The organism is Pigmentiphaga litoralis (assembly GCF_013408655.1).
GTDB classification, from domain to species: Bacteria; Pseudomonadota; Gammaproteobacteria; order Burkholderiales; family Burkholderiaceae_B; genus Pigmentiphaga; species Pigmentiphaga litoralis_A.
In genome coordinates this window covers 4,065,767-4,082,997 of the sequence record NZ_JACCBP010000001.1, presented here as the reverse complement: position 1 = coordinate 4,082,997, position 17,231 = coordinate 4,065,767, and the positions used below count along the sequence as shown (strand labels likewise).

Genomic DNA, 17,231 nt, shown 5'->3' with positions numbered 1-17,231 from the left:
GAGACAACCATGACCCGACCCGTGGTGCTCTGCACCCTGCCCATGCATCCATCCGGCGACGCCTTGCTTGCCGGCATCGCCGACATCGTGGTCGCGCCTGACACCCAGGCGGACACCTTCCGCCGCATGGTGGGCGACGCCGACTACCTGCTGGTGCGCAACCATCTTCCGGCAGACCTGCTGGACCGGCCGCATCGGCTCAAGGGCATCGTGCGCAACGGCACGGGCCTGGACATGATTCCCGTGGCGGCCGCCACCGCGCAGGGCGTGCCGGTGGCCAACGTGCCCGGCGCCAACGCGCAGGCGGTGGCCGAATACGTGGTGGGCAGCCTGCTGCATGCCGCGCGTCAGTTCGGTGCGATCGACCGCAGCCTGCATGACACGGATTGGGGCACGGCGCGGGCGCTGTCAGGCGCCACCTTCGAATGGTCGGGCAAGACCATCGGCATCGTGGGCGTGGGCGATATCGGCCGGCGCGTGGCGCGCATCTGCCACGATGGCCTGGGCATGAATGTGCTGGGCTATCAGCCGAATGCCACGGACCTGCCCGACTACGTCGAAGCGGTGTCGCTGGAAGACCTGCTGGCGCGCAGCGATGCCGTCACGCTGCATTGCCCGCTGACGGACCAGACGCGGCACATGATCACGCTGGATCGCCTCAAGACCATGAAGCCGTCGGCGTGGCTGGTCAATGCCGCGCGCGGCGAAGTGGTGGACGAACTGGCGCTGGCCGAGGCCTTGAATGCGGGCGTCATTGCCGGCGCAGCGATCGATGTCTATGCAAACCAGCCCCTGCGCCGGGACCATCCGCTGCTGACCGCGCACAATGCCGTGCTGACGCCGCACGTGGCCGCCTTGACCGAAGAAAGCTCGGTCAAGATGAGCGAGGGCGCGGCCCGGCAGCTGGTGCAATTGATCCGTGGCGAGCGGCCCACTTTCCTCGTCAATCCGGAAACCTGGGAAGGCGCGGCCGCACGGCAGCATGCCAGGGAGGCCGCCGCATGATCAATGCCGACAGCAGTCTGAAGATCGCGCGCATCGAAGGTTTTGCGACCTCGTTCCCGGTCAGGCAGGGCGTGACGCTGGGCATCGGCCGCGCGGTCAAACGCGATGCGCTGATCGTCAAGGTCACGACCGAAAGCGGCATCGTGGGCTGGGGCGAATCGCATCATGGCCGCTGCCCCGGCGCCATTGTTCAACTGATCAACACCACGCTGAAGCAGCTGGTGCTGGGCATGGATGCATCCGACGTGGTGGGCGTCTGGTCGCGCATCTATCAGCGGCAACTGGCCAGCCACGGCATGGGCACTGCGTGCGCGCTGGCCATGAGCGGCATCGACCAGGCGCTGTGGGACATCCGCGGCAAGGCCGTGGGCTGGCCGCTCTACAAATTGCTGGGCGGCAGCCGCAAGCCCTTGCCTGCCTATGCTGGCGGGATCTCGCTCGGCTTTCAGCCGCCGTCGGAACTGGTGGACGAAGTCGAAGCATTGCGCGCGCAGGGGTATCGCACCGTCAAGCTGCGGTTTGGCGATACCGCCAAACGGGACATCGAACGCCTGACCGCGGTACGCGAAGCGTGCGGCGATGATCTCGGCATCATGGTCGATGCCAACACCGGCTACACGCTGGCCGACGTGCGCAAGGTGATGCCGGCCCTGGATGCCCTGGACGTGCTGTGGCTCGAAGAGCCCTTTGCGCCGCACGATTACCGCAGCTATCTGGACGCGTCGCAGCTTGGCGCCGTGCCGCTGGCCGCGGGTGAAAACCACTTTACGCGCTTCGAGTTCAACCGGCTGATCGCCGAAGGCGCCGTGCAGGTGCTGCAGCCCGATCTGTCCAAGACGGGTGGCATTACCGAGGCCTTGCGGATTGCTGCCATGGCTTCAAGCGAGAAGCTGGCCATCCATCCACATACGTCTGCCAGCGGGCTGAACATGTCCGCCAGCATTCATTTCCTGGCGGCGATCGACAACCCCGGCTACTTCGAAGCGGACGTCGCCAAAGAAAACCTGTTCCGCGACGCTTTGACATCGCGCCCGGACCTGCTTGATGAGAACGGCTGCGTCATGCCGGGCGACAAGCCTGGCCTGGGCGTGGACGTGGACGAAGACTTTTTGCGTGCCCATCCGGGCATTGAAGGACCTGCCTACGTGTAAGACCTGCACCGCAAACCAAGTGGCCCGACGAGGCCTATGGAGGAGACGACCATGAACACCCGCATCGTGATGACTGCCTGCCTGGCGCTGGCTGCGCCTTTGGCCCTGCCGCTGACTGCCTTTGCGCAGGCCTACCCCAACAAGCCCATCCGCATCATCGTGCCGTATGTGGCCGGCGGCACCACCGACCTGCTGGCGCGCGCCGTGGGCCAGCGCCTGTCCGAACGCATGGGGCAGACCGTGGTGGTGGAAAACCGCCCCGGCGCCAACGGCATGATCGGCGCCGACGCTGTCGCCAAAGCCGCGCCCGACGGCTACACGCTCGGCATCGCCTCACCCGGCACCCATGCCGCCAATGCCAGCCTGTACAAGAACGTGACGTATGACACCATCAACGACTTCACGCCCATTTCGTTGGCCGTGTCGGCGCCGATGATCCTGATCGCGCATCCGTCGCTCAAGGTGCGCGACGTCAAGCAACTGATCGCCAAGGCCAAGGCATCCCCCGGCGGCATCAGCTACGCATCGGGCGGTGGCGGATCGTCGCAGCATCTGGCCATGGAACAGTTCGCGCACATGGCGGACATCAGCATGGTCCACGTGCCCTACAAGGGATCGTCCAACTCCTACACCGATCTGCTGGGGGGGCGCGTGGTGCTGGAGTTCGACGTGCTGCCCACCGCCATGCCGCATGTGAACAGCGGCAAGCTGTTGCCTTTGGCCGTGGCGTCAGCCCAGCGCCTGCCGTCATTGCCCGACGTGCCGACGGTGGCGGAATCCGGCGTGCCGGGGTATGAGGCGACGTCGTGGTACGGCTTTGTCGGCCCGGCCAAGATGCCCAAGGATGTATTGAGCAAGCTCAATACGGAGATCGTGGCGGCGTTGAAGGATCCTGGTATCCAGGAAACGTTGACGAAGGCAGGAGTGTTGATCGTGGCGAGTTCGCCGGATGCGTTCGCGACGCACATCAAGTCCGAGATGGACAAGGCCGCGAAGATCATTGAGGTGGCGGGTGTAAAGCCGGACTGATCGTCCGGCGTAAAACCAGACTGAAGCCGGATCGATCGCCATGCGGCCGGCGGCGTGCCGTCAAGGCGCGCCGGCCTTCGCCTTCAACACGAACTCCGTGATCTCGGATGGCACACCCAACCGCACCGGGAACCCGTTCCACAGCCCGGTGCCGTTGCTGACATACAGCGTCATCCCGCCAAAGTCATACCTGCCGGATACCACGCCGCCATTGGCCTGCTTCACGATCAGGTCAAAGCCGCGGATCATGCCGCCGTGCGTGTGGCCCGACAGTTGCAGGCCGACGCCGGCGGCGGCGTTGCGGAGCATGTCCACGGGACGGTGGCTTAGCAGCACGACCGGAGCGCCGGCGGGGATGCCGCTCATTGCGCGGCTCAGGTCGGGCGCGTTGTCCAGGCCGAAGCGTGTGGCCACCATGTCGGTCACGGCGGCGATATAGAGCGCGCGGCCGGGGTCGCCGATGGCCGTGTTCTCGTTCACCAGCACCCGCATGCCCAGGCGCTGGAATTCGGCGGTCCATTCGGGCGCGCCAAAGTAGTACTCGTGATTGCCCAGGCTGGTGATGACACCGTGCCTTGCCTTCAAGTCTGCCAGGGGCTGGATGTCCGGGCGGCGCGCGTCCACGGTGCCGTCAATCAGGTCGCCGGTAATGACGACCAGGTCGGGCGACAGGGCATTGGTGCGCGCGACCACCTGGGTCGCCCATTCCGCATTCATCAGGCGCTGCAGATGCAGGTCGGTCAGCTGCACCAGCTTGAATCCGTCCAGCGCCGGCGGAAGGTTGCGGATCGCAACTTCCACGCGCTGCACGTCGGGGACTCGCAGGGCCTGCTGCACGCCGATGGCCGACAGCAGCAGCGCGACGATCATGACTGCGTAGCGGCCTCGTGTGCGGGTGGTGCCCGGCAACGCGCGCCGTTTCCTGGCGACCCAGGACACGATCAGGCCGACATCGAACAGCGCGGTCAACAGGATCATCAGGAAAAAGGCGACGAACAGCCACCCCATGACGAGCACGGCGGGCCGGGGCATTTCGGGCGAGTACATCGTCCCGAAGGTCCAGATCTGCAACAGGTGGTACTTGGAGACGATCAGCAGCACGACCGCCAGCACCGCGCGCCCAGCAACGGACCAGGGCAGCGGCAGGACAAGACGGGCGGCGACGTACAGGAAGGCAAGGAAAAGATTGACGTGAAACACGGGGGGCGTCTGCAAGGCAGGAAGGGCCGTCGATGATAGCGGCTGCGGCGGCGCACCGCCGCAGCGTACTCTTTCCTGTTGTTACAGCAACTTTTCGATCCGCACCGGAAGTTCGCGGATACGAACGCCGGTGGCGTTGAAGATCGCATTGCACACGGCAGCCGCCGTCCCTACGCACCCCAACTCACCAATGCCCTTGATGCCCAGCGGATTGACTTCGCGGTCGGTCTCGGCCACGAACAGCACGTCCACCTTGGGCACGTCGGCGTTGACCGGGATCAGGTACTCGGCCAGGTTGTCGTTGGTGTAGCGTGCGTTGCGGGGGTCGATTTCGGTGGCTTCGTGCAGCGCGGAACTGATGCCCCAGATCATGCCGCCCATGAGCTGGCTGCGGGCGGTGATCGGGTTGATGATGGTGCCGGCGGCAAACGCGCCGACCATCCGGGACACGCGCACTTCGCGCGTCAGCCGGTGCACCCGCACCTCGACGAATTCCGCCCCGAAGGCGTATTTGACGAAGTCTTCGGCCATGCTGCCGCCGGTCATCATCAATCGGCCCTTGCGCAAGCCTGCCAGGGCTTCGGGCGGCAGGTTCTTGGGATTGTTGCCCACCATGGCTTCGACCCCGCCGCCAGCACGCGCCACTGCCGCGGCCAGCGGTTCGCCGGTTCCGTTCGCCGCGCGCAGCTGGCCGTCCATCAGCTGCACGGTCGCCGCGTCGCGCCGATGCAGGGGGCTCTTGGGATCATTCACCGCCGCCGCCGCCAGTTGCTCGCGGATCCGCATGCAGGCCATCGCGACGGCATTGCTGATGCTGGCGGCATTGTTGCTGCCGCCGGCCACGGGCGCGGGGGGCAGGCGCGAGTCGCCCATGATGACCTCGACCTTGTCGACCGGCAGGCCCAGCATCTGGGCCGCCGTCTGTGCGTAGATCGTGTAGGCGCCGGTGCCGATTTCATGCCCCGCCACTTCGACCTTCGCACCGCTGTCCGACAGGCTGACGCGCGCAAAGCTCGGCGCAATCATTGACGGGTAACACGCCGTGGCGCAGCCCCATCCGATCTGCCAGTCGCCATCGCGCATCGACATGGGTCTGGCGGCGCGGCGGTGATCCCAGCCGAATGCCTTGGCCGCGGCGTCGTAGCACTGCACCAGCGAACGGCTGCTGTAGCGGCGCTTTTCGATGGGTTCGATCTGCGCATCGTTGATGCGGCGCAGTTCGACCGGATCCATCTGCAGCGCGATCGCGAGTTCATCCATCGCGCTTTCCAGCGCGAACATATACGGCACTTCGGCCGGCGCGCGCATGAAGCCCGGTGTGTTGCGATCCGCGTGCTGCACCGTTACCTTGCTGGCGACGTTGGGAATCGAGTACATGCGGGCCGTCGTTTCCGTGCCGCCGACCTTGTAGCTGTCCATCCGGCTGCTGACTTCGTCGCCTTCGTGGATCAGCGCGGTGATCTTGCCATCGCGCGATGCGCCCAGCTTGACCAGCTGCCGCGTCTCGGCGCGGTAGGTGGCGATGGTGAAGCCCTGGTCCCGCGTGGCCACCATCTTGACGGGGCGGCCCAGTTTGCGCGAGGCCAGCGCGATCAGGCCGGTCCGGCTCGTGGTCATGCCTTTGGCGCCAAAGGCGCCGCCCACATACTTGCTGATGATCCGCACCTTGGCGGGATCGATCCGCAGTGCGGCCGCAATCGTGTTCTGCGAGCCGACCAGGAATTGGCTGGGCTCGTGGATGGTCAGTTCATCACCCTGCCACTGCGCGGTGGTGGTGAAGAGTTCGATGGCGTTGTGATGCTGGGTGGGGGTGGCGTAGTGCTGCTCAACCTTGACGGCGGCGGCCTGGAGCGCCGCGGCCGCGTTCCCCACGTTGCTGTTCTTGAAGCGGGGGCCGTCCTTCTGCAGTTCCGGTCCCAGGCCGGTGGATCCGAAGGTCGCGGTCGGCGTGCGGGACGTGTAGCCCACGCGCAGCCGGTGAGACGCATCCCGTGCGGTTTCGTAGTCTTCGGCCAGGATTACGGCAACGATTTCGCCATCGTGATGAATGTCCGCGGACTGCAGGACCGGGATCGACGTGCTCCCGCCCTTGGACGGTGGCACGGTGTCCAGCATGCCTGCCGTATTGCGCCAGGTCATGATCTCGACCACGCCTGGCAAGGCACGGGCCTCCTGCTCATCCATGGACTCGATGCGGCCCAGGGCGATGCTGCTGGTGTGGAAGTAGGCGTACAGCGGCCGTTTGACGGCCACGTCCGACGGGTATTCCGCCGTGCCGGTCACCTTGGCGGGGCCATCGACACGCGTCACGCGCGCGCCGATTCCGCCGGCCCGGGTGGCCGGATTGGGGTCTGTCAGCGTTGCCATCTCAGATCTCCTTCGCTTTGGCCTGCAGCAGAGCGCGCACCAGGGTGCGGCGGGCCAGCTCCGGCTTGTAGTCGTTATGCCCATGCGTGACCGCGCCACGCAGGGCGGCATCGGCGGCGGCGGTGGCGCTTGCCTCGTCCAGCAGCTTGCCCTTCAAGGCGGCTTCGGCTGCCATGGCCCGATAGGGCGCGTAGTGGATGCCGCCCAGACCGATACGCGCGTCGCGCACGGTGCCATCGGCGGCCAGGTCCAGCGCCACCGCGGCCGACGTCAGCGCAAAGGCATACGACTGGCGATCCCTGACCTTCACATAGGTGGACCGGCGAGTGTACGGACCCGCCGGCACGAAGATCGAGGTGATCAGTTCACCCGGACGCAGCGTGGTTTCGGTTTCGGGCGTGTCGGCCGATTGCAGATGCAATTGCGCGAACGGGAACATGCGGGGGCCGTTGGGTCCGAGCACCTGCACTTCGCTGCCGAGCGCGATCAATGCATGGGCCAGGTCGCCGGGGTAGCTCGCAATGCATTTGGATGTGGTGCCCAGCACCGCGTGGATGCGGTTGACGCCTTCCATGGCGGCGCAGCCGCTGCCGGGCGAACGTTTGTTGCAGGCGGCGTAGCTCGTGTCGCGGAAGTAGGAACACCGGGTGCGCTGAAGCACGTTGCCGCCGATGCTGGCCATGTTGCGCAACTGCCCGCTGGCCGCCAGCGCCAGGCTTTCGGCGATCACGGGATAGTCACGCAGCACCATGGGGTGGTCGGCCACGTCGGCCATGCGCGCCAGGGCGCCCAGCCGCAGCCCGCGGGCATCGGCATCGATGCCGCCGTGCGTCGCCGCCAGACCGTTGATGTCCACCAGGGTGCGGGGACGCATCACGTCGAGCTTCATCAGGTCGACCAGCGTGGTGCCGCCCGCCAGGTAGGCCGTGGCGCCATCCGCGCGCAGATCGGATCCGCCCGGCGCGGGCGTGGCCGCACGGACGGCGTCCAGCTCGTTGGCGGCTTGTTGGAAAGTAAAGGGACGCATGGGTCAGCTCCCTGCCGGCGACGGGGTCGCGGCCATCTTGACCTTGGCATCGTTGATGGCGTCAACGATGTTGGGATAGGCCGCGCAGCGGCACAGGTTGCCGCTCATGGATTCGCGGATGTCATTGTCGTTCTTGGCGTGGCCTTCGTTGACGATCGCCACGGCGCTCATGATCTGCCCCGGTGTGCAGTAGCCGCACTGGAACGCGTCGTGATCGATGAATGCCTGCTGCATGGGGTGCAGCCGGCCCGGACTGGCCAGGCCTTCAATGGTGGTGACCTTGCGGCCCTGGACCGTGACGGCCAATGTCAGGCAACCCAGCACGCGTTTGCCGTCGACATGCACCGTACAGGCGCCGCATTGGCCCTGGTCGCAGCCTTTCTTGGAGCCGGTCAGTTCCAGCTTTTCGCGCAAGGCGTCCAACAGGCTGAGACGCACGTCGCCATAAAAACGCCGGGTCTGCCCGTTGACCTCGAGCGTCATGGGCATTTGTACGGCTTGCGTATCGGCGCCGGCCTCGCCCGTGACGGGCGGCGCGGCAGCCATCGGGTTATCGGCCGCCATGGACGCACAGCCTGTCACGGCTGCGACGGACGCGGCGCCGGCGCTGTAACCAAGAAACGAACGCCGGCCCGGTTTGAACTTGTCGTCGGGTTGATGCATGAGAGCCCCTCTGCGGCGGCGGTCGCCGTCGCCGGAACCGTCTCGTGGAAAGGACTCAATCTACTCGACTCATCACTAGAAAATCGAGTGCCGCTTTCAATTGGAAATCACTAAGGCGGCGGCACCGGGCGTCCGGCCCTGCGTTCAGTCCACCTTGATGTTGGCGGCCTTGACCAGCTTGTCATACTTGGCGTTCTCGCTTTTGACATAGGCAGCGAAGGCTTCCGGTGTCGACCCGCGTGGAATGAAGCCCTGTTCGCTCAGGACTTGTGCCACCCGCTGAGACTTGAGCGCCTTGACCACCTGTTCATGCAGCTTGTGCGTGATGTCGGCGGGCAGTTTGGCAGGACCCCAAAGGCCGTACCACGACACCATGTCGAAGCCGTCCAGGCCCGATTCGGCCACGGTGGGCACGTCGGGCAGGGAAGGCAGACGCTGCGCGCTGGTGACCGCCATGGCCTTCAGCTTGCCGCCTTTGACATGGGGAAGCGAAGACGGGATGGCGTCGGTCATGGCGCTGACGTGGCCGCCCATGGTGTCGGTCAGCGCCGGGCCGGTGCCCTTGTACTGGACGATGCCGATGTCGAGCTTGGCCTCGTATTTGATGGCTTCTTCGGCCAGGTGGCTGGCGGACCCCACGGCCGACGAACCGAAGTTGTACTTGCCGGGATTCTTGCGCACCAGGGCAATGAACTCGCGCAGGTTGGCGGCCGGGATGCCGGGGTAGGCCGTGACCAGCAGCGGCACATCCCCCAGGTTGGTAATCGGGGTGAAGTCGCGGTTGATGTCGTAGGGCAGGTTCTTCATCAACAGCGGGCTGGCCGCAAAGGTCGACGCGTTGACCAGCAGCGTGTAGCCGTCGGGCGCGGCGCGCACCACGGCTTCGCTGCCGATCGAACCGCTGGCGCCCGCGCGGTTTTCAACCACGAAGGTCTGGCCCAGTTGTTCGGTCAGGCCTTCGGCCACCACGCGCGCGACCGCATCGACCGTGCCGCCGGGCGGGTAAGGCACGATGATGCGAACAGGCCGGTTGGGGTAGGCCGCGTCGGCGGCCATGACAGGCGCCGTCAGCGGCGCCGCGGTCGTGACGGCGCACAGCAGCGCGCCGGTGAGCAGGGTTCTGCGCTTGTTCAAGGTAGTCTCCACCAGTGTTGTGGGCCCGTGCGGCCCGTTTTTCTTTTTCACGCGATCATCGGCGCGTGCGCCGGCTTTCGAAAATGCGTAGCGTGTCTTCGACCAGATCGCGTTCGATGTCGCGGGTGATGAAGACGATTCGTGTGCGGTGATCCGCATCCGGCCAGGCCGGCAGGAAGGCGGGCGGATGGAAGAGGTGCTGCACGCCGTGAATGACGACGGGCTGGCCGGGGTGCTCGATCACGTTGACGATGCCCTTGACCCGCAGCAGATCGTCGCCGCGCATGCCGGCAATCATTTCCAGCCAGGTCTGCAGGCCGGCCCACGACACGGGCTGGTCGCGGATGATGGAGAAGGCCTTGATGTGGTCGTCGTGACGGTTGCGGTCGTGGGCGTGCGTGTGCGCGTGATCGTGAGCGTGGCCGGCGTGTTGAGCGTAATCGGAATCGTGATCGTGATGATCATGAGCGTGCTCAGGTTCGTCCTCCGCGCCGTCTTCCGCGTCATCCTCATACGCCGCGACCCGCAGCCACGCTTCGACATCCGCACCGCGCCGGGCCGGGTCGTAGGTGTCATCGCCCAGCAGCGTTTCCGGCTGGGTGATGGCCTGCGCCACATCCACGATATCTGCCGCCGGATTGATCGCGCGCAGCCGCGCCACCAGGCGGTCGCGGGCCGCGGCGTCCACCAGATCGGTCTTGGTCAGCAGCAAACGATCCGCTACCGCCACCTGTTTGACGGCCTCGGCATGCCGGTCCAGCGTGCCTTCGGCATTGACCGCATCGACCGTTGCCACCACATTCGCCAGCCGGTACTTGGCCGTGACGGCGGGGTCGCTCATCAAGGTATGCAGGATCGGCGCAGGGTCGGCCAGACCCGTGGTTTCGACAATCACGCGTTCGACGAACCGGCCACCGGCGCCATCCGCCGTGCCTTTCTCCGGTCCATTCCCCGCGCCCTCGGCCTTCGCACGCTGTTCAGCCAGCATCGTGAACGCGCCGATCAGGTCACCCCGCACGGTGCAGCAGATGCAGCCATTGGCCAGCAGCACCAGGTCTTCTTCCGTGCGTGCAACCAAGTGGTGATCGAGGCCGACTTCACCAAACTCGTTGATGATCACGGCCGTATGCCGCAGCGCGGGCTGCACCAGCAGCGCATTGAGCGCGGTGGTCTTGCCGCTGCCCAGGAAACCGGTCAGCACCGTGACCGGCGTAGGCGAGGACGAAGTCGTTGTCGTCGACAACGATTCGTCGTCCGGCAATGCAGCGGGCGGCACGGCTGTCGACGCCTTGAGTTCGGGGGTCCTGGTCATACCGTGGTCCTTACGGTGCTCGCCGCCGCGCCGCCATGCAGCTTGGCAAAGGAATTCAGGGTGCGTTCGAGCCGCTGCAACAGCCACTCGACCACCGTGGGCGATGCGGGCGATTGCGTGTCGGCCATGGCGCGCAGCACCTTCACGATCTCGTCTTCGCCCGGCGGGTCGAACTGCACGTGCTGCGACAGCAAGGCCAGCACGTCCGCCTGCTTGAGCCGCTCGGCCTCGGCGACCAGGTAGTCGGCAATGTCGTGCTCGAAGTCCTGCAGCCGCACCGTCACGCCGCCGATGCCGCAGGCGCATCCGCCGCCCATCGACACGTGCTGGCGCGCCAGGTCTTCCCACATGCGCAGCAGCACACGGGTGCGGTCGCCGGGATCAGCCGGCATGGTCGGACGTGGCGCGCAACTGGCGCGTCGCCTCATCATCAATCGAGCCCTCGGCCGTCAGCGCCACGCGGTAGATCTCGCGCGCCACCTCCGCACTCACATACCCTTCCCGCACATCCTCCGCCACCAGCGCGGCATCTCGTTCGGCAGGATTGCCGAACCCACCGCCGCCACCCGACATCATCTTGTAGGCATCGCCGCGCTCCAGCCGCACATTGAAGATCTTGGCGTTGGGCATGTCCGAATTCCATTCGCCTTTCTTGCGGATCGCGATGCCATTGCCCGCCGCTTCGCCGCCGCCATGCAGGCCCCACGGCTTGCAGTGCACGCGGTCGATCCGGGTCGTGACCGAGAACGGCGACAGGGCCTGCACGATCATTTCGGCGCCCAGGCCGCCGCGCTGCCGGCCCGCGCCGCTGCTGTCGTCGCGGATGGCGTACTTTTCAACCAGCACCGGGTACTTGGCTTCCAGCTGTTCGGTCGGGCTGTTGTGGGTGTCGCCGTCGTTGATGCAGACCGTGACCGACACGCCATCTTCAGACGACTTCGCGCCCCAGCCGCCACCCAATGGGCCGATGCCCACGATGAACAGTCGGCCGTCTTCGGGCGAAATGCCATGGATGTTCGGGAACACCAGGTCGGCATGGTGACCGGCGATCACCCGATCCGGGATCGCGGTGGCCAGTGCCTTGAAGATGGTGTCGATCACCGTCATCGGGAACGTCATCCACACCCGCATCGGGAAGGGACGTTCGGCGCTGATCACCGTGCCCATCGGCATGATGACTTTCAAGGGACGGAAGCTGCCATCGTTGACCGGGTAGTCGGTCGGCGTCGTCAGGCACTTGTAGGCCACTTGCGCGCAGGCAATGCCGGTGGTGAAGCCCGAGTTGTAGAAGCCCCGCACCTGCCGGCTCACATGCGACAGGTCGATCGTCATTTCATCGCCCTTCTTGATCACCTTGACGCGGATCGGGATGCGCTTGCCCACCTCGACGCCGTCATCGTCCATGTAGGACTCGGCTTCGTACGTGCCATCGGGAATGCTCAGTGTGTTCTGGCGTGCGACCGCTTCGGACTGGTCCATGATCTGCGCGATCGACGCCTTGACCTCGGCCGCGCCATAACGCTGCACCAGTTCCAGAAAGCGCCGCTCGCCGGTCGTCACCGCAGTGATCTGCGCGCGCAGGTCACCCATCGCGCGTTCGGGCAGCCGCACATTCATGGCGATGATGTCGACCAGATCCTGGTTCACCACGCCCTGCTTGCGGTACTTCACGATCGGGATCTGGATGCCTTCCGAAAAGATGTCGGTGGTGACCTGGCCCAGCGTGCCGCCCACGTCCAGCCAGTGCGCCATGCAGCACGTAAAGCCGATGATCTCGCCTTCATGGAAGACCGGCATGGTGAACGTGAAGTGGTTCAGGTGACTGCCGGTCGTGTACGCATCGTTGGTGACCAGGATGTCGCCCGGGTGGATGTTCTCCAGCCCGAAATGGCGGATCTTGGCCTTGACCGTTTCGGACATGCCACGAATGAACATCGGCAGGCCCAGGCCGATCGACACGGTGTCACCTTCGACCGTGAACAGGCCGACCGTAAAGTCCAGGGCTTCGTAGATGATGAGGTTGTAGGCCGTCCGCATCAGGTTGGTCTTCATTTCTTCCGTGACGGCAAACAGGCCGTTGCGGACGATTTCGACGGTGACGGGGTCGACCGTGGCGTGGGGTTGGGCAAGGACGCTCATGAACGATCGCTCCCGATGGTGAGTTGCAGGTTGCCGCAGGTGTCGACTTCAAGCGTGTCCAGCGGCTGGAGGACGGTCGTCGATGCATGCTCTTCGATCAATGCCGGGCCGGTGATCCGGTTGCCGCTGCACAGCTTGTCGCGGATATAGACCGGGGTATCGACAAAGCCGCTGCCTCGGAAATACACCGGCTTGGTGGCGCGGATGGCATCGGCGGCAGGGGTGGCGTCGCCTACCGGCACGGCATGGCGTGGCGGCTTGCGCATGGTGCCCAGCAGCGTCACGCGCAGGCTGACGATGTCCGACGGTTCGTCGGGCGCCGACGTGCCGTAGCGCACGGCATGGATCTCGTCAAAGTGGCGCTTGATGGCTTCGCGGTCTTCCTGTTCAAAGAAGGCGCGCGGCAGATCGACGGTGACCGCGTGTTCCTGACCCACATAGCGCATGTCGGCGGCGCGTTCGATCACGATGCCTTCCGGTGTCAGTTCCGACGCACCAATCGCGGCGCGGCCTTCTTCTTCCATCGACGCATACATGGCTTCGATCTCGTCGAACGACAGGTCTTCCAGGCGGCGGAACACCGACCGCACATAGTCGTAGCGCAGGTCGCTGAACAGCATGCCGTAGGCCGAGAAATAGCCCGGCGCAAACGGGATCAGTACCTTGCGAATACCCAGTTCCCGCGCGATGGCCGACGCATGCAAAGGACCTGCGCCGCCATACACCACCATCGTGAAACGGCCCGCATCCAGACCGCGTTCGGTGGTCACCGCCTTGACCGCATGCGACATGGCCGTCACCGCGATGCGCAGAATGCCGTCAGCCGCCGTGACCGGCTCCAGGCCCAACGGACCGGCAATACGTTCATGCATCGCCGTCATGGTGGCCGCATGATCGAGCGGCATGTCGCCGCCCAGGAAGTGGTCGGGGTCGAGCCGGCCGAGCAGCAGGTTCGCATCCGTCACGGTCGGCTCCTTGCCCCCGCGGCCGTAGCACACCGGGCCGGGGGACGAGCCCGCACTGCGTGGGCCCACCCGCAAGGACTGGCCCAATTCGATGCGCGCAATACTGCCCCCGCCCGTGCCGACTTCAAAGATATCCATCATCGGGATCTGGATCGGCAGCGCGCGTTCATACCCGCCAATCAGTGCACTGCCGGTCGTCAGCGGCTTGCCGTCGCTGATCACTCCCGCCTTGGCCGTCGTGCCGCCCATGTCGAAGGCAATCGCATCGCCCAGGCCGAGCTGCGCGCAGATGGCCTGCGCACCGATCACGCCGGCGGCAGGTCCCGATTCGAGCATCCGCACACAGTCGCGGCGGGCATGCGCCACCGGGAACAAACCGCCGGTCGACTGCACCGCATAGAAGGCGCCGCCAAAGCCACGCTCATGCAGATGCGTTTCCAGCTCGCCCAGATAGGCCGACACACGCGGCCCGACATAGGCGTTGGCCACCGCAGTCGATGCGCGTTCGAACTCGCGATACTCCTGCGACAGTTCGTGCGACGCCGTCACGAAGGCGCCCGGCAGTTCTTCCTGCAGGATCGCCTTGACGCGCTGTTCATGCGCGGGGTTGCGATAGGAATGCAGCAGCAACACGGCCACGGCTTCGATGCCCTGGCCCTTCAATGCCTTGGCGGTCTCGCGCACGTGGTCTTCATCCAGCTCGCGATGCAGGCTGCCATCGGCACGCAGGCGTTCACGCACTTCATAACGCTGCGAGCGCTTGACCAGCGGCACATGCTTGCCGAAGAACAGGTTGTACGCGTCCGGACGATTCACCCGCCCGATTTCATAGATGTCGCGAAAGCCTTCGGTGATCAGCAGCGCCGTATTGGCGCCATTGCGCTCCAGCAGCGTGTTGATCGCGATGGTCGATCCGTGCAGGAACAGGTAGCCATTGGCCAGGTCGACCCCGGCGCTGTCCAGCGTGTGCTGGATGCCGTTGACGAGCTCGCCATGCGTCGACAAGGCTTTGCCGAACGACAGCTTTCCAGTCTTCTCGTCAAAGGTCGCGAGGTCGGTAAAAGTCCCGCCAATGTCCACTGCGATACGCAGGGGGGCGGAACCGGGTGTCTCCTGTCTGCTCATGGCATTTCCTGTCCGGTCATCTTGGAACGCAGTCTAGGCAAGCGCTCGATATCTGAATAGACTGGCAGCGGAGATTTCAGACATGCCAAAAAACAGATATCAGGCCGGACCGGAAGCCATGGATCCCGCCGCGCTGCGCCTGTTCATCGACGTGGTCGAAGCAGGCAGCTTCACCAAGGTCGCGGCCGCCCGCCAGACCGTCCAGTCGCACATCAGCCGCCAGATCACCGACCTGGAAACCGCCTGCGGCGCGCGCCTGTTCCGCCGCACCGGCCGCGGCGTCGTGCTGACCGAGCAAGGCGAAAACATTGTGGTGCGCGTGCGCGCGTGGCTGGCGGATTCCGAGCAGCTGTTCCGCGACATCCGGTCCACGTCCAGCGTGCCGATGGGCGACGTGCGCCTCGGCATCCTGCCGTCCGCCGCCCACCCCTTGCTGACGACCCTGTACGCGCGGCTGCAGGAACGCTACCCGTCGATCCGGCTGAACGTGCGTGAAGGGCAGGGCGGCGAACTGGACACGCTGCTGGACGGTGGCGCGGTCGACATGGCGATCCTGTTCCGCTATCGGCGGCCCGACAGCGCCGAAGAACGGCTGCTGGCCAGTGTCGGCACCTACCTGGTCGCCCGGCCCGGGGACGCGTTGACGCGCGCGCCGTCCATCGACTTTGCCCGCCTGGCCGGCCTGCCCCTGGTGCTGCCGCGCCGCCCCGCGCACTGGCGCGCGATGCTGGACGAAACCGCGCGCAGCAAAGGCTTCGTGCTGCAGGCCGCGGTCGAAGCCGATTCCCTGACCCTGCAGAAAGAACTGGCGGCCAGCGAGCCGCTGTATGCGGTGCTCGGCCCGTATTCCTTCGTGGCGGAGCTGCGCGCCAGGCGCTTGCAAGCAACCCCTATCGTCACGCCCAGCCTGAAGCGGCACGTGACGCTCGCGCTGCCCAAACACGGGAAGATGACGACGGCCTGCCAGATCGTGTCCGAGATGGTGCAGGCGATCGTGAAGGAGTGGGATGGGAATCTGAGTCCGCCAGAGGTGGAGGACTAAACGGGCGCGGCGGTGTACTTTGCGTCTATGCCTGCCGCGAGAGCCCCATGACCACGCACGTCGACCACATTGATGACCTGATGATCTTTCTGGAAGTGGTCGAGGCTGGCGGATTCAGCGCCGCCAGCCGGCGGACCGGCCGGTCCACGTCGCTCATCAGCCGGCGCATCCAGGATCTTGAACGCAAGCTGGGGGTCGGTCTGCTGGTGCGGGACTCCAGAAGGTTCGCGGTCACACCGGTGGGCAAAGGCATCGTCGAACACGCGGTCCGCATCCGGTCGGAGGCCCAGGCCGCCTATGCCTTTGCCGCCGATAGCGCGGACAGTCCCACGGGCGTGTTGCGGGTGTCCTGTCCGGTCAAGGTTGCGGCGTCGCTGGTCGGTCCGTTGGCCATGGACCTGGCCACGCAGCACCCGCAACTCCAGATCAAGATATCGACTTACAACGGACGCGCATCAGAGCAGGAAGCCTCGGCAGACATCGTGATCCTGCCCTCGATTGGCGCGCTGAAAGATGCCGATATCGTGGCGCGCAGACTGGGTGAATGCCAGTACCTGCTGGTCGCGGCGCCCGAGCTTGCCGATCGGTATCGGCATGTCTCCACACCGCAAGACGTCGAAGGGATTCCGGCGGTCGGGTGGACCTTCCATGACAGCCCTTCCAGCTGGGTGCTGCAGGATCCGACGGGCGCACGCGAAACCATTCATGTGGACGTCCGCTTCCTGGCCGATACCTTGTCGCTGGTGAGCGACGCGGCGCTGCGCGGCCTGGGTGCGGCGCAACTGCCTGTCATGACCTGCAAAAACGACATTGCGGAAGGACGGCTGTGCGACCTGCTGCAAGGCTGGACGCCCCCACCGGTCACCCTGTACGCGGTGTACCCGTCACGTCGCAGCCTGAGCCGGGGCGGGAGGCTGTTCGTCGACTTGTTGTCCCGGCGATTCCAGGCGACGCACGCCTGATCGGGGGCCTGATCCAGCGCCTGATCCAGCGCCTGTCAGCCCGCTGAAAACAGGAAGCAGCGTTGCAAAAATAGGAAGCGTGCGACCGCACGCCCGTCCTTATCATGACC

General features: G+C 65.6%; 14 protein-coding genes. 5 read left to right on the top strand and 9 right to left on the bottom strand.

Annotation, left to right across the window (positions count from 1 at the left end; genetic code table 11):
- The first annotated feature begins 9 nt into the window (after nt 1-9).
- The 3 genes from HD883_RS18615 to HD883_RS18605 are packed head-to-tail and all read left to right on the top strand — an operon-like array spanning nt 10 to nt 3,185.
- Entirely contained in the window at nt 10-1,005 is a 996-nt protein-coding gene (locus HD883_RS18615; RefSeq protein ID WP_257022298.1) for a hydroxyacid dehydrogenase, read from the top strand.
- Entirely contained in the window at nt 1,002-2,156 is a 1,155-nt protein-coding gene (locus tag HD883_RS18610) for a mandelate racemase/muconate lactonizing enzyme family protein (RefSeq protein WP_179582722.1), read from the top strand. The genes HD883_RS18615 and HD883_RS18610 overlap by 4 nt, the downstream gene beginning before the upstream one ends.
- 51 nt (nt 2,157-2,207) lie before the next feature.
- The gene (locus tag HD883_RS18605; protein WP_179582724.1) at nt 2,208-3,185 is read left to right on the top strand and encodes a Bug family tripartite tricarboxylate transporter substrate binding protein; all 978 of its coding nucleotides are present in this window, start codon (nt 2,208-2,210) and stop codon (nt 3,183-3,185) included.
- Nucleotides 3,186-3,245: 60 nt separating this feature from the next.
- On the opposite strand, the gene HD883_RS18600 is transcribed toward HD883_RS18605, so the two are convergent.
- The 9 genes from HD883_RS18600 to HD883_RS18560 all read right to left on the bottom strand — a co-directional run bounded on the left by HD883_RS18600 (nt 3,246) and on the right by HD883_RS18560 (nt 15,117).
- Nucleotides 3,246-4,385: a metallophosphoesterase gene (locus tag HD883_RS18600; RefSeq protein ID WP_179582726.1), complete on the bottom strand. Its 1,140-nt coding sequence runs from the start codon at nt 4,383-4,385 to the stop codon at nt 3,246-3,248.
- A gap of 81 nt (nt 4,386-4,466) precedes the next feature.
- A complete protein-coding gene (locus HD883_RS18595; protein WP_179582728.1) occupies nt 4,467-6,752 on the bottom strand; it encodes a xanthine dehydrogenase family protein molybdopterin-binding subunit in 2,286 nt (761 codons plus the stop codon).
- Between the two features lies 1 nt (nt 6,753).
- Nucleotides 6,754-7,779 (bottom strand): FAD binding domain-containing protein, encoded by a 1,026-nt coding sequence (locus tag HD883_RS18590; protein WP_179582730.1) that lies wholly within the window; start codon nt 7,777-7,779, stop codon nt 6,754-6,756.
- Between the two features lie 3 nt (nt 7,780-7,782).
- On the bottom strand, nt 7,783-8,442 hold the full coding sequence (locus HD883_RS18585; protein ID WP_373563402.1) for a (2Fe-2S)-binding protein: 660 nt from the start codon (nt 8,440-8,442) through the stop codon (nt 7,783-7,785).
- Nucleotides 8,443-8,586: 144 nt separating this feature from the next.
- Nucleotides 8,587-9,576 carry a Bug family tripartite tricarboxylate transporter substrate binding protein gene (locus tag HD883_RS18580; RefSeq protein ID WP_257022297.1) on the bottom strand — a complete coding sequence of 330 codons (990 nt, stop codon included), beginning with the start codon at nt 9,574-9,576 and terminating at the stop codon, nt 8,587-8,589.
- Nucleotides 9,577-9,631: 55 nt separating this feature from the next.
- Nucleotides 9,632-10,888, bottom strand: coding sequence for a CobW family GTP-binding protein (locus HD883_RS18575; RefSeq protein ID WP_179582732.1), 1,257 nt, complete (start codon nt 10,886-10,888; stop codon nt 9,632-9,634).
- The gene (locus HD883_RS18570) at nt 10,885-11,280 is read right to left on the bottom strand and encodes a hypothetical protein (RefSeq protein ID WP_179582734.1); all 396 of its coding nucleotides are present in this window, start codon (nt 11,278-11,280) and stop codon (nt 10,885-10,887) included. Before HD883_RS18570 ends, HD883_RS18575 begins: the two co-directional genes overlap by 4 nt.
- Nucleotides 11,270-13,027, bottom strand: a complete 1,758-nt coding sequence (locus HD883_RS18565) for a hydantoinase B/oxoprolinase family protein (RefSeq protein ID WP_179582736.1) — start codon at nt 13,025-13,027, stop codon at nt 11,270-11,272. Before HD883_RS18565 ends, HD883_RS18570 begins: the two co-directional genes overlap by 11 nt.
- Entirely contained in the window at nt 13,024-15,117 is a 2,094-nt protein-coding gene (locus HD883_RS18560) for a hydantoinase/oxoprolinase family protein (RefSeq protein ID WP_179582738.1), read from the bottom strand. Before HD883_RS18560 ends, HD883_RS18565 begins: the two co-directional genes overlap by 4 nt.
- 82 nt (nt 15,118-15,199) lie before the next feature.
- On the opposite strand from HD883_RS18560, the gene HD883_RS18555 reads away from it, so the two are divergent.
- Together HD883_RS18555 and HD883_RS18550 are read left to right on the top strand one after the other, a co-directional pair.
- Nucleotides 15,200-16,159, top strand: coding sequence for a LysR family transcriptional regulator (locus HD883_RS18555; RefSeq protein WP_257022296.1), 960 nt, complete (start codon nt 15,200-15,202; stop codon nt 16,157-16,159).
- Between the two features lie 47 nt (nt 16,160-16,206).
- A complete protein-coding gene (locus HD883_RS18550) occupies nt 16,207-17,121 on the top strand; it encodes a LysR substrate-binding domain-containing protein (RefSeq protein WP_179582740.1) in 915 nt (304 codons plus the stop codon).
- The last annotated feature ends 110 nt before the right edge of the window (nt 17,122-17,231 follow it).

Coding starts and splice junctions, on each gene's coding strand:
- HD883_RS18610 (WP_179582722.1), top strand. CDS start 1,002: ATGATCAATGCCGACAGCAGTCTGAAGATCGCGCGCATCGAAGGTTTT.
- HD883_RS18560 (WP_179582738.1), bottom strand. CDS start 15,117: ATGAGCAGACAGGAGACACCCGGTTCCGCCCCCCTGCGTATCGCAGTG.
- HD883_RS18615 (WP_257022298.1), top strand. CDS start 10: ATGACCCGACCCGTGGTGCTCTGCACCCTGCCCATGCATCCATCCGGC.
- HD883_RS18590 (WP_179582730.1), bottom strand. CDS start 7,779: ATGCGTCCCTTTACTTTCCAACAAGCCGCCAACGAGCTGGACGCCGTC.
- HD883_RS18605 (WP_179582724.1), top strand. CDS start 2,208: ATGAACACCCGCATCGTGATGACTGCCTGCCTGGCGCTGGCTGCGCCT.
- HD883_RS18550 (WP_179582740.1), top strand. CDS start 16,207: ATGACCACGCACGTCGACCACATTGATGACCTGATGATCTTTCTGGAA.
- HD883_RS18575 (WP_179582732.1), bottom strand. CDS start 10,888: ATGACCAGGACCCCCGAACTCAAGGCGTCGACAGCCGTGCCGCCCGCT.
- HD883_RS18570 (WP_179582734.1), bottom strand. CDS start 11,280: ATGCCGGCTGATCCCGGCGACCGCACCCGTGTGCTGCTGCGCATGTGG.
- HD883_RS18565 (WP_179582736.1), bottom strand. CDS start 13,027: ATGAGCGTCCTTGCCCAACCCCACGCCACGGTCGACCCCGTCACCGTC.
- HD883_RS18585 (WP_373563402.1), bottom strand. CDS start 8,442: ATGCATCAACCCGACGACAAGTTCAAACCGGGCCGGCGTTCGTTTCTT.
- HD883_RS18555 (WP_257022296.1), top strand. CDS start 15,200: ATGCCAAAAAACAGATATCAGGCCGGACCGGAAGCCATGGATCCCGCC.
- HD883_RS18595 (WP_179582728.1), bottom strand. CDS start 6,752: ATGGCAACGCTGACAGACCCCAATCCGGCCACCCGGGCCGGCGGAATC.